Origin of the sequence: Alistipes provencensis, from assembly GCF_900083545.1 — a bacterium.
Lineage (GTDB): Bacteria > Bacteroidota > Bacteroidia > Bacteroidales > Rikenellaceae > Alistipes > Alistipes provencensis.
On sequence record NZ_LT559262.1, the window covers coordinates 2,817,126 to 2,830,592 of the forward strand.

General features: G+C 51.7%; 5 protein-coding genes and 2 pseudogenes. All 7 read right to left on the reverse strand.

Going from position 1 to position 13,467, the window contains the following annotated elements; all coding sequences use genetic code 11:
• Positions 1 to 464: 464 nt before the first annotated feature.
• Positions 465 to 3,098: pseudogene (locus BN5935_RS10975) on the reverse strand (helicase-related protein); the annotation flags it as partial.
• Positions 3,099 to 3,213: 115 nt separating this feature from the next.
• Positions 3,214 to 5,019, reverse strand: coding sequence for a reverse transcriptase domain-containing protein (locus BN5935_RS10980; RefSeq protein WP_064976126.1), 1,806 nt, complete (start codon positions 5,017 to 5,019; stop codon positions 3,214 to 3,216).
• A gap of 571 nt (positions 5,020 to 5,590) precedes the next feature.
• A pseudogene (locus tag BN5935_RS10985) lies at positions 5,591 to 8,770 on the reverse strand (N-6 DNA methylase); the annotation flags it as partial.
• The gene (locus BN5935_RS10990; RefSeq protein WP_004304266.1) at positions 8,760 to 9,212 is read right to left on the reverse strand and encodes a DUF1896 domain-containing protein; all 453 of its coding nucleotides are present in this window, start codon (positions 9,210 to 9,212) and stop codon (positions 8,760 to 8,762) included. The gene BN5935_RS10990 and the pseudogene BN5935_RS10985, both read right to left, overlap by 11 nt.
• Positions 9,213 to 9,374: 162 nt before the next feature.
• Positions 9,375 to 11,462 (reverse strand): type IA DNA topoisomerase, encoded by a 2,088-nt coding sequence (topB, locus tag BN5935_RS10995; protein WP_004291456.1) that lies wholly within the window; start codon positions 11,460 to 11,462, stop codon positions 9,375 to 9,377.
• Positions 11,463 to 11,522: 60 nt separating this feature from the next.
• Positions 11,523 to 13,094, reverse strand: a complete 1,572-nt coding sequence (locus BN5935_RS11000; protein ID WP_004291455.1) for a DUF3945 domain-containing protein — start codon at positions 13,092 to 13,094, stop codon at positions 11,523 to 11,525.
• A 20-nt stretch (positions 13,095 to 13,114) separates the two neighbouring features.
• On the reverse strand, positions 13,115 to 13,465 hold the full coding sequence (locus BN5935_RS11005; RefSeq protein ID WP_004291454.1) for a helix-turn-helix domain-containing protein: 351 nt from the start codon (positions 13,463 to 13,465) through the stop codon (positions 13,115 to 13,117).
• Positions 13,466 to 13,467: the final 2 nt, after the last annotated feature.

Here is a 13,467-nt window from a genome sequence, read left to right on the forward strand (position 1 = left end):
TAGACATTTTATTAGGGAAGCGTAGGTTCAACTGGCAAGTACAAATAAGTAGAAATGTTTGAACAACACCGTTTTAGGAAGTTGAAAAATCAAGTTTCTCTCTCGGTATAGCGTTTATTTTGGCCAATATCTTCTTTAGTTTAGCATTTGTGTATTTCCCATTCGTGTTCTATTTAGCTCCTTATTATGAGTATGTAGCAAGTTACTTATCAAATTCAGCCTCTTTGAGGGTCAAATATGGTTTTGCAAATGGTGACTGACAAGACATAAACAAGGTCAGCAGGAATTTTTTACATAAATGGACATGAATGTATATAACCTAAAATAAGAATAAATTTTAATAAGGGCTGCCCAAAAAGAAAAAAATGCAGTTGCCATCCTATAGATACTTGCAGAAAGGATAAAATTTACTTTTAGACCTTTTGGGATAGCCCTTATTAATACTTCAGATAAAATTCCTTAGGTTATATTTTCAATCCTTTGGACCGGGTTTCCTCCTTGGCATACAGTCCCGGACGCCCGATTATGACATGGTTGGCAACGATACTATCCGCCGGACTGCGTATCTGCGGCGGTGCATTTTCGGGATATTGCGCCTGCCTGTTCCTCACATCTTCCGCTTCCGGCTTGAGCTGTTGCCCTTCATTCTCCTTTTCTGCGACTTCGGGCGTGGGTGGCGCAAGCTCCAGCTGAATTTTTCGGTCAAGGGCGGCAAGTTCGGACTTCAACTGCTTCAGCTCGTCCTCCTTCTTCCACACCTTACCCGCTATCTCCTGTAACTGCGGTATCTCCATCTCCAGCACCTCGTTCTTCGCCTTGTACTGGTCGATGATGGAGGGTATCCTCTCCATCGCGTTGAGGAAGTTGCGGGCGGCGGCCAACGGGTCAGCCATCGCCAGATGCCCGTTGTTGTAGGTGTACTTGTAGTTCCCCTCGACCACGAAGCGGTTGTCGGTGAACTCCAATCCCTCTTTGAGTATCCTTTCGCTCACCACCTTTATCGGAAAACCGTAAAGTTCACCGACCTGCGTGTACAACCCTCCGGTCGTGGCATTCTTGGCTATCTCCTGCAAACGCTTTCCGATGACCTTCTCATCGGCGGAATCCACTCCGTCCACCTTTATTATATTAAGGCGGTTGCCCTCCTTGTCGGTCTGCACCACCGACAGGAAGCGGTTCCAGTCCTCCGTCATGGCATCTATGAAAGCCGTGTTGTTGCGCAACTCGCCGGTCTTTGACTCCAGCTTGAACTCCGAATCACGCTTGCCCTTGTTGAACGACTTGCGTTCCCCTTCGAGCGATGCGATCCGCTTTTCCAGTTTCGCCTTGTCCAACAGGTCGGTATTGCCGGAGAGCAACGCCATGTATTCCGAGAAATTCATGCCCGATTTTTCGTCCATTGCCCCCTCGTCGATGGTACGCGCACCCATCGCACCGCTTTTGAGCTGGCTTATGAAAGTCTGCTTGCAGTGCAGGAGGTTGAACTTGTAGCTGTCCAGTGACTTCTCCACCGCGTAGATGATTACATCCACGTTGTTCCCGGCGAAATGTTTGGCAATCTCATTACCTGCCCTAACTCCGCGTCCGTCACGCTGTTGCAAGTCGGACGGTCGCCACGGCGTATCGAGATGATGGATAGCCACACACCGTTTCTGGGCGTTCACACCCGTTCCGAGCATAGAGGTAGAGCCGAACAGCACACGCACCGTCCCGGCGTTCATGGCGTCTATCACCGCCTTCCGCGCCTTGTCGGTCTTGCACTCCTGAATGAAGCGCACCTCGCTTGGCGGTATACCGTAGTCCTCCGTCAGTTTGCGCTTGATTTCCGAATAGACGTTCCACCCGTCGCCCGGCTGGTATGTCCCCAAATCAGAGAAAACGAACTGCGTGCCTTTCTGGGCGTCGTATTTTTGATAATACTCCGCGATCATCTTGGCACAGTGACTCGCTTTGTTGTCGGGATGATCTTCGTAATTCGGGTCTATCATGCGCATGTCGAGTGCCATTTTCCGGGCATAGTCCGTGGCGATGAGCATCTTCGCCTTTTCTTCCGTTTCCGAAAGCGGCAGCCTGCCCAACAAGGTGGCATCGCCCGTCTTGGCGAACTGCATCAGTTTCTGTATGAAGTCCTCCTGTTCCGGCGTGGGCGGTATATGGTGCAGTATCTCGTTCTTGGCAGGACGGTCGCCCACATCCTCCGCCGTGCGGTAGTCCGTGATTTCATTATAGAAGGCGGCAAGCTCCGGCACTTTGATGAAGTAGCGGAAACGCTCCTTCTGGACCACATTGTTCGTCACGTTAAATTCAAAATCCGTCGTCTTCTTGGCAAATATCGCCGCCCAAGCGTCGAAACACCTTATGTCCTGCCGTTCCAGCTCCTTCGGGCGCAGGTACTTGAACAGCAGGTACAATTCAGTCAGTGAGTTGCTGATAGTCGTGCCGGAGAGGAAGGTCGCACCCAAGTCTTTTCCTGTGCGCTCCTGTATGGTGCGTATGGCAAAGAGCATGTTAAGTGCCTTCTGGCTTCCCTCGCTGTTTCCCAATCCCGCCACACGGTCGTGGCGCGTGTTGAAAGTCAGATTCTTGAACTGGTGGCTCTCATCTATGAAGATGTGGTCGATGCCCATCTGCTTGAAATCCACCACGTCGTCCGTGCGTGACTTTATGGCGTGTTCCACCTTCTCCAGCTTCGCTTCAAGGTTGTGCTTGCGCTTCTCCAATCCTTTCAGCATCGCCCGCGACACGTTCTTTCCCTGCTGCCGTAGCACTTCGAGGTTTTCCTCCACCGTGTCAAGCTCTGCTTGCAGGATGCGCTGCTGCAATTCCGGCGACTGCGGTATCTTGCCGAACTGGTCGTGCGACATGATGACGCAATCGTAGTCGTTGTTCTTTATATTATTGAAGAAGCGCACACGGTTGGCGGTCGAAAAGTCCTTCTCCGAAGCGTACAGAATACGTGCGTTGGGATATGCCGCCTGATAGGTGGCTGCAATCTCCGCAACGTTGGCTTTCAGCCCGATAATCATCGGCTTGTGTGCCAAATTCAGACGCTTCATCTCATGCGCGGCGATGCACATTATCAGCGTCTTACCGGTTCCACAGGCTAAGCACATCGCGCCTTGCCGCCCTTTCGGACGGTAGGTTTCAATGTACTCGCCACCGAACCGTACGTACACGTCTCCATGTATACGGCTCTCCATCAATATATTCAGTCTATTTCTTGTTTCCATGAATTTTACGATAACAGTTATTACAAACAGCTATTGTTTTCCTCTTTCGGGCAATCATAAAACGTTCCCATTCTTGTTTGCCTTCCAGATTCTTGAGTTTACGGACATGAAACATCTTCAAATTATCCGTTGCTCCGCAATATTCACACTCGTTAGCCTTCAGTCGAGCCATTAGGCTCGTGCTTTGGGTTGCACGATAACTGGGCAGATTGTCCGCAAAGTCCAATCTTGCTTGCTTTTGTTGCCTAAATCCTCCATGATACAAAGCACGTTCTTTTATTGCGCCTCTATTGTCCTCATACTGTACGTAGAAAATTTTATCACGAGTGTATTTTCGGATAATCTTCCGTACGGTTGATTCATACTTTGACGAAAGTGTTTTATACATACTCTCCTTCATGTAGGAATAGAAACTATTGAGAATGTTACAGTTGTTGGCAAGACAATAATAATTATAGATACCTCTTATCTCCGAATTATATCGGTTCAAGATTTCAAGGTCATCATTATTCCTAAGATAAGGTCGAGATTTTGACTCCCATTTCTCTTTTCCATTTTCAACTACAATTTTCATAGCACCATAGTCGAGTAGTTTCTTCCTCATAGCCTCAAGAGGTAGAAGAAGAACTGTTTTGTGGTTGAGAGACCGGCGGGTTATACCTCGACTGTCCTTTCTTGTCTTTTCACATCTGCGGATTGTCACTTCATAGCCTAAGAACTTCGCATGGTCGCTTGAATTGGTGATTAGCGTCTTTTCATCGGAAAGTTCAAGTTTCAATGTGCCATGCAAGTAGGCTTTAATATCTTCCTTTGCTTTTACACATTCCTCTTTACTTCCGATTACACCAATCAAAAAATCATCGGCATAACGAACGTATCTCATACGTCTGAAATTTTCATCCATGTCCAGAGTTGCAGGAAGTTGTTGCATCTCGTAATGGAGCTTGTTAATCTCCTGACGTAATACTTCTTTCTTCTGCTCATCTGTCTCATTCTTTAGTTTCTTTACTCGTTTGTACTTTCGAGATTCAATCCTTTTATATTCAGGATTTACTCTCCTTTTATCAGCCTTGTTGAAAACTGAAATGTATTTCTGCATATACTTATCCAATTTATCAAGATAAATATTTGCCAAAATCGGACTTACAACACCCCCTTGCGGTGCTCCGCTATAAGTGTTGTAGAACTGCCATTTCTCCATATATCCTGCGTTCAGGAATTTACGAATCAGACGTAGAAACCGCTGGTCAGATATACGTTCAGCAAGAATCTCTATCATAACATCGTGGTCGATGTTGTCAAAAAATCCTTTGATGTCACCCTCAATAAACCAGCGAGTCCCGTCAAATCCCTCATGAATGGAAGCCAGTGCAGTATGGCAACTGCGGTGCGGTCTGAATCCATGTGAGCACTTTTCAAAATGTCCCTCGTAGATGGATTCAAGAATCATTCTTACGACTTCATGCACAAGTTTGTCATCAAAGGCAGGAATGCCTAAGGGACGCTTCTTGCCATTCTTTTTAGGAATGTAAACTCTCTTAGCAGGATAAGGTTGATAGCTTTCGTCTTTCAGTTTGTCAATGATGTTGTGTATGCGTTCAATACTCATTCCATCTATGGATTGACCGTCTGTGCCTTTCGTACAATTCCCTTCATTAGAAGCGATGTTCTGATAGGCTAACGCATACAGGTTTTCATTGAACAGCAGTCGATAAAGCCGTTCAAACTTGTAATTTAGGTCTGAGCTATGCCCAGCCAGACTGTTTAATACATTACCTGAATCTCTCATAATGTCTCACACATTTTTCGTTAAACGTATTAAAAATATTAACTGTCTCCCTTCGCCATGTACAAGGCTTTCCCTTGCTCGGACTACTACGGAGACTCTGTTGCCATGCCGAATATTCAAGGAACTTGTATTCCCATAGCCAACTTTTATTGGCGTTTCGGTTTAGACAATCCCCATTTAGACATATAGTAACATAGCGTGATAGATTGTCGGATGCGATTTTCGTCCTTTTCCGCTTATTACGGCTGTTCTGCAATCGGTTTTCGGCTCTCATACTCGAAGTCGGAAAGTAGAAGTATTGCAGCCCGACGTTTGTAACTATCTTCCGTCGGGGTTTACCAACTAACAACTTGGACTGTCGTTCAAACAGTATAGTCTTCATCCTCATATCTATCGTTTCATTTAGACATTCAGTAGCAGTACGATAGTTTACTGACTTATGCCGTTTCCAACATGCGACACTCCCCACCGCCTTTCGGCTAAGTGGATAAGTTGGCTAATGACCGGCGTTGAAAACCCTTGCCGGGTAGGTTGCTAATCCTACATTTACTATATGCCCTTATGGGCGCAGCACCTCGTGGTCGCAAATTCCGCCGCCGTTCTGTTTCAACATCCAGACGCAATCCATCTGTGAGGGATAGACGCTCTTGATACCCCGGCTTGCCAGCCCTTTCAGGTTGAGGTCGGGAAAGGTCTGATGGGAGCCGTCGTAGCGCGGGCGCACGAAACAGTTGAACTTGCGGTTATACATCGTCACAAGCCGCTCCTTGAACTGCGGCGACTGCTCTTCGAGCCATTCGGAGAAGCCGTTTCGTATCTCGTCAATCTTGGCGTTGGCGAGTTGTATTCCCTCGCTGTCGCGCATCTTGATGTCGTTGCCATGCTCGTCCTTGCCGATGGACTTCATCATGTCAGGGCAGGTGTTGTGCAGGGCGTGTTTTAGGAGGTGCATACCGTCATAGTTCCGGTAATACCCCTTCACCAGAAACTCGTCCGTGATTTTCATGGTGCGGTAGCCGCACACCACCGAAAACTCGTCCATGCTTGCGGAATAGGCGATTTTCACCTCCGTGTCGAACAGCCGGCTCATGTAGGCGGCATAGACACCCGTCGGAATCCAGCGTTCCCCGAAATTGAAGTCCAGATCCTCGAAGGCGATGCGCTGCGGCTCGGCATCTTTCAGAGCCTCCAACGCCTGCTTCACCTCCGGCATACGCTCATTTTCGGGATTGTCACCCATCCATGCCTCTATGCGTTCCGCTTTCTCTATGACATTTCCGGCGATGAAACGGTCTTTGATTTCGTAACCGGTCACGAGCGGATTGTAGTAGATGCGCCCTTGCAGGGCAGTGAGCAAATCCTCCGCCGTGCTGTCGGTTATCTCCCGCATATAGTCGAGATTGACCGTACCATATTTGTTGAGCGACGCAGACAGGGCTTCTTCGGGAGAGCCTACGTTGGCATGGCTCTCCACCGCGAAGGAAACAGGATGCTCGAAGATGTCCGCCTTGACGAACTTTCCGTTTTCCATCCGTTCCAGCGAAAGGATGTCGCGCCCGCCCGCATCCATCATCACTAACTTCACGTTCTGCTTGGCGTTGAGGTTGCCGTAGCGCATGACAAACTCATCGTAACAGGTATTCAGATGCTCTCGCCACGGAACATTTGCCTCGCGCCGGAGCGATTCATAACGGTACAGACGCTCGTAGGCGTCACGCAGCGACACATACAACAACGCCTTTTCCTTCTGGTATCCTTTCAGGTCGAGCGGCTGGAATGTCGCCCCGTATGGCGTGATGTCTTTCAGGTAGCCGATGTTATGACGCCCCCGGTCAGCCACCAGCGACCCTTCGCGCAGGTGCATCTCCGGCGTGCGGTGGTAGGCACGCGGAGAAAGGTCCACGACTTCCTCCTTCGGCTTTTCCGCTTCGATGTCGGGGAAAAGGAAAGTCCCCACCGCTTCCGATGGGGTATCTGTAACGGCAGGTGCGGCGACTGCCTCCGGCTGTGTTTCCTCCTGTCGTGGCTGCTCACGGGAAGTTTCCGGCACGGCTTTCACTTCCGTCTTTTCCGCCACTTGTTTCTCGTTATGCTGCCTTGCCAGTTCCCGAAGTTCTTTCCTACGCTCCGGCGTCAAACCCATCATCATTTCATAGAAACCGTTGATGGGAGGATTGGTATCCCAGTCCAGTGTGGCATAGATGTCGTCCGGGTCGGCAGGCTTGGCGGTGTTCTCCGCTTTCACCTCCTTATTCTCCATTGCGGGTTTTGCAGTTGGAGCTGTCGGTGTAACCGTGACTTTCGGTTTGGGCGGAGTGGACTTTGCCGTAACTGCCTTTTTCACCGTCTTTTTCTTTTTGGAGGTTTTCGGTTGGCTGACCTCTTCCGTCATCCCCCAGAGGTCAAGCAGGGTGAGCTGCACGCCTGCGGAATATTGCGGGCGCGGTTCTATCTCCGGCTTTTCATCTGCGGGTTGCGGCTTTTCTGTCGGAGTTTCCACCGTCTGCGCCGAGGATACTGTTTCCAATTTTATGGCAGGACGCTCTACTTTATTTTGAACGGCAACTTTTTCTTCCGTTCCTGCCTGCCGGATTGAACCCGAATACAAGCGCATGGCAAGCCTGTAATGGAAATCCTCGTCGAGCATACGGCGCAAATCCCCGGCGATGCCTGCTGCCTTGCCCTCGTGCAGATAAACCATAGCGGGCTTCCCGTAGGGGTCTGTGTCAAGTTTCGCCATCGTATGCACGATGCGTTCCGGGTGGTGGATGAAATAGGCGTTGTCGGTCAGGGCGGTTTTCGTGTCCGTCTGTATCACGGTCATCAGCCGCTCGTCCTGCGACATTTCCTTCTTGCTGAGGTTCTTTTGCAGGACAATCAGGTCACTGCCCACCTCCGTGCCCGCGTTGTCCGTGAACAGGTTGTTGGGCAGGCGTATCGCGGATACCAGATTGGCCTGACTGAACAGCTCGTTACGCACGGAGGTCTTGGTGCTATTCAATACCCCTTGCGAGGTGATGAACGCCACGATACCGCCGTCACGCACGGCATCCAGTCCTTTGAGAAAGAAATAGTTGTGGATGGTTTTCTGGGCGGAGCGTCTGCCGAAAGAGTCGCTCCGCTGAAACTCCGCGTCGAACACGGCAATGTCACCGAACGGAATGTTGGACACCGCCAAGTCGAAATAATTGTTGAACGGTCTTTCGATTTTCTCAAAACCGCAGGTGCGCATTTTCTGGTCGGGATAGAGATGCCTCAAGATTGTACCCGTGAGCAGATCCTTCTCGAAAGCCATCACATCCGCATTGGGGCTGTGCCGCAGCATGGAATCCACGAACACGCCGACACCTGCCGACGGTTCGAGCATACGGGCGGGGCGGACGCTGTAATCTGCCAGCACGTCCGCGATGGTGTCGGTTATCTCTTTGGGGGTGTAGAAAGCGGTCAGCACGGACGCTTTCAGCGAATCCACAAACCGCTTGTACTCTGTTTCGTCCTTGCTGTTCTCACGGATAAGCCTGTGCAGCTCCACCGTCGGGGCGAACAGTTCGAGGTCGGATTTCGCCCACCGGACGGCATCCGTCAGTTCCTTTGCAGGGTTGAGGATACATTTCAGACCGCCGAAACCGCAGTACCTTTGAAGTATGGCACGCTCTTCGGTTGTCGCTGTCCTATTTTCCCTGTCAAGGATGAATGCCGTCCGTATCGCCTCGATGTTGTCCCGCAGTTTCTGTTTGCGGTTAAACGCCATATTCGTCTAAGTAAAGGACGGTTGCTCCCGTCAGCTCCGTGTAGAGCAGGTCGTAATCGGAAGACAGGGCGAAATTGTCATCCGAGAGGTCATAGACGGAGAACACGTTGCCGACAAGCGGCAGCAGTTTCAGGACAAAGGCTTCACGCTTCTCTTCCGGCACTTCATCGGCAAACTCGTTTTCCACGACTTCGCGGAGGATGGCGTAACGGGAATAATGCAGCCCGCGCAGCAGCGTGTCCATCGCCAGTTCCTGCGCACCATCGGCGGGATAGCCTTCAAGCCGTGCCCTCTCATACGTTTCGGCGGCACGGTCGGCCCGTTCCCGTATGAAAGCGGTGTCGTCAGCCTGTTCAAACTTGTTCGTGCGGAGATAGTCCAGCAGGTACAGACCGTAATAGGAAAAGTCGGTCTGACCCTCGTTTTTCTTCTTGTTGTTCATTACTTTGGATTTAGCGGATTGATAATTAACGGGATAATCGGTTGGAAAAAGGAAGAAAAAGGCACTCGGTATCCCTCCGAGTGCCACCACTAAATCCAAAGTATGAGTGTAATCCGGTATCGAAGAACAATTCATTACTCTGAACAAGTGGCAAAGTTAATACTATTTCTTCCGTCCTGAAAATTTCTTGTCCTTTTTAGCCTCCGGGAACACAAAAGTCGTGTTATATTCCCCGTCAAAGGCGACAACAGCATCGAAACTCTTGCCCTGTTTGCTCTTGAACCCTTTGAGCAGCTTGGTATGCCCTTCGGTGAGCAGGTCTTTGATTTCATCGTCGGACAGGGTGCGTCCCGCTTTCAGCCGGAACACGGGCAGTCCGCACTCCGTGTTGTCGCAGCGTACCACCTTGCCGTAGAACCGCATCCTGCCCGTGCCACACTTGGGACACGCGCAGCCGGAGTCACGGCTGCCGAAGAGCTTGTCGCACGAGATCAGTTCGGAGGTTATCTCACGTGTGTACGCCTCTATCTCCTTGCGGAAGGTGTCGTCGGACAGTTCCCCGCGCTCGATACGCGCCAGCTCCTTTTCCCATTCGCCCGTCATGGCAACATCGGCGATGCGCATCGTCTTGACGACGGAATTGAGGGCAAGTCCTTTTTCGGTGGGAACAAGCGACTTCTTGCAGCGTTCCATGTAACCGCGCTTGAAAAGCGTTTCGATGATGGAGGCGCGTGTGGCGGGAGTACCGATGCCACAGTCCTTCATCGCCTGCCGCAGTGCGTCGTCCTCAATTTCCTTGCCCGCCGTTTCCATTGCCGAGAGCAGGGTGGCTTCGGTATGCAGCGGCTTGGGTTTGGTCTTTCCTTCGGTAATGGACGAGCCTTTCGGTGTCAGCGTGTCGCCTTCCTGCCAGCCGGGGATGGTAATTTCCTCTTTTTCCTCGCCATAGACGGCACGCCATCCGGTTTGCTTCACGACGCTGCCTTTTACGGTAAACTCCACTCCGGCACATTCCGCCGTGACAGTGGTCACATCCTTGACGCATTTCTCAGAGAATGCCTCGACCATACGCCCGGCAATCATCTGATAGATGGTATTGTCCTCTTTGGAGAGGAAGAGCGGTTTCTCACCCGTGACGAGCAGGGCATGGTGGTCTGTCACCTTGCCGTCGTCCACGCTGCGGCGTGTCGGGGCGGCTTTTGCCCGCACCTTGTCTTTCCATTCGGGCTGTGTGCCGATGAAAGCGAGCAGTTTGGGAATTTCGGCAAACACGTCTTCGGGGATGTAGCGGCTTCCCGTTCTCGGATAGGTTATCAACTTCTTTTCGTAGAGTTTCTGCGCGATTTCAAGCGTCTGTTCCGCCGTGAAGCCGTGCTTGGCGTTGGCTTCTTTCTGGAGCGTGGTCAGGTCGTAGAGCAAGGGAGTTTCCTCCGTCTTCTCCTTGCGCTCGGCTTTCGTGACAGTGGCGCAACCTGCCGCCTTTACCTTATTATATAGTTCCATCGCCGGTTCTTTCTCTTTCCATTTCTCGGAGGATGAGAATTTCACGACTTCGCCGTCGCAACCGTCCGTTGCGATATGGAGCTGCCAGAATGCTTCGGACGTAAAGCGGCGGTTCTCCCAGTAGCGTTCACATACCATAGCCAACGTTGGTGTCTGCACCCGCCCCACGGAATACGTGCCGTGTCCGGCGGCGATGGATAACGCCTGTGTGCCGTTGATGCCCACGAGCCAGTCGGATTCGCTCCGCGCTTTGGCGGCGAGGTAGAGGTTGTCGTATTTGCTGCCGTCTTCGAGTTTCCGCAGTCCCTCGCGGATAGCTTTGTCGGTGAGAGAGCTGATCCACAGGCGCACGAAAGGAGTGGTGCAACCCGTATAGTGGTAGAGGTAGCGGAAGATAAGCTCTCCCTCGCGTCCGGCATCGGTCGCCACGATGATATGTTCGCTTGTGTCGAACAGTCTTTTGATGACTTTTATCTGCGACACCACGCCGCTGTCGGGCTTGTAACCTTTCTCCGTCCTGACCTGACGGGGGACGAGCGTGAATGTGTCGGGAATAATCGGGAGGTTGTCACGGACAAATCCGCGCACGCCGTAGCCGTCGGGCATGGCAAGCTGAACGAGGTGTCCGAATGCCCATGTCACGGCATAACCGCCTCCCTCGAAATATCCTTCCTCTCTCTTTGTCGCGCCCACGATGCGGGCGATTTCACGTGCCACGGAGGGCTTTTCTGCAATGATTGTCTTCATGTCTTCTTCTTTTTTGTTGATACTTTGGATTTTATTTTGGATTCAGTGGCGGACACGGGATTACATTTTCATGCCCTTGCCCGTTTTCTTCTGCGGCTTCTCCTGCTGCTGTTGCTGGCGGGCGTCCTTCGGGTTGGTCTGACCTTTCTGCAACGGCTCTCTCAGATTCTTTGTAGCCTCGTTGGTCTTGCCATCGTTGTTCACCGCCACCTGCGTGCGGCTCTCGTTGGACGGAGCAACCTGCTGTGCATTGTCAGGGTTCGTGTCGTAGCGGTACGGGCGTCCCTTCTCCGGGTTGAACTTGATATACATCGTGGCATGGAAGCCCTGCTTGTCGGTCACGTTCTCCAGCTTCACGGCTTTACCCGCCACATAGTCGGCTTTCTGCTGGTCGGTGAAGCTCACGCCGCTCCATTTGCTGATGGGGCGGATGCTGCCGTCCTCGTTCGTCCACGTGTTGCGGCGTTGCTCCTTCTTGGTCTGTGCGGCATTTTCCCCGCCCTGCGCCTGACTTTTCGATGTGTCGCCTTTGGTTTCCTGTGTCTGTGCGGTACGGGGCGACTTGCCGGTTCCCGGCACGAACTCCACGCCGCGCTGCTCCACGTTCACTTGCAGGGTGGTGACGAACTTTCTGCCGTCGTTGCGCTCGATGAGCTTGTCGCGTACGGGCAGTCCGGCGCGGAGCATGTCCCGCTCCTGCGTGGTGATTTCCGTCTTGCCGATGCGCTCCGGGATGCGCACCCTGCTTGCCGGAATGTCCGTGATTTCATTCGTCTTGCGGTCGATGCTGATGTAGGAGGGGATGATCTCGCCCGTTTCCCTGTCCACAATGTCCACGACCCTACCGAGATTGCCCGTTTCGCGGAGGTTCTTCCGGTCATTGTCGGAGAATTTGTGTTCCTTGTACTCATCCAGCTTCTGCTCCTTGCGGATGAAGTGCGGCACGAGGCTGATGTTTCCCTCACCGTCCTTCTTGAAGGAGAGGCGGGCGTCCAGCTCGAATGATTCGCCGCCGAAGGTCGGTTTGACCTTTACCAAGTCGGACTTGCCATAGTTGAGCATCTTCGTAAGGTCGCCGGACTTTTCAAGGTTGTCCCGCTTTACGCCCCATCTGTCCTCCAGCTCCTGCCAGTTGATTTTACTCTCGTCGATGGGCTGGTAGCCACGTTTGCCCTGCATCTGTTCGGATTTGTCCTGTTGCTGTTCTTTCCGTTGTTCCATGTTCTCCTGTTTTTGAGGTTCTTGTTTCTCTGTCTGTTGTGCTGCCATCTCTTCCTGCACCTTCTTCTCATAGTCGGAGGTGTCCACCTTGTGAGGGGCGAGCAGCTCCTTGTTCGCTTCGGGGTCTTTCAGCAGTTGCTTCATCACCTCTAAGAGATTTTCAGCTTGGTCTGCCGCAATGCGGTAGAAACCGAAGCGGCTGGGTTCCTTGCACTGCCGGAAGAAGTTCTTGAAGAAGTTGTCCAGCACGTCGCCATGTCGGTCGAATTGCAGGAAACTCTGCGCGTTCTCCGCTTTTGCGGGGGTGCGCTTGGGTGTGCCGTCCGCGTTCAGCCCGGCTACCACGCTGATCTCGCCTGTCTTCTCGTCACGGACTACCAGCACGTCCTTTTCGTCTTTTTTCTTTGCCATCTGAAAAATGTTTTAATGGGTTATTTATGAAAGAAATTATGGATACGAGCCTTGTAGAAGGCTATATCTTCCTTTTTGAAGTCCTTGATATGGTTGGAAAGGAATGTCAGCACGTCCTCCTCGCTGTAATAGGTCTTCTTGCCCAGCGTCTTGTAGGGCAATGCGCCTACGCTGCGGTAGCGTTGGAGGGTGCGTTTGCTTATCTGGAGCAACATGCACAAATCCTGATTGTCGAAAAGGCGGATGCTTTCCGTGATAGTGGGCTGTTTCCCCTCAGCCTTCATCGCCAGCAGCAGTTCGTCCTGACGGTCGAGCCGTTCCATCAGCTTCTGCATCCAGCCCTCGAAGTTGTTTCGTGTGAGCAGTTCCATGA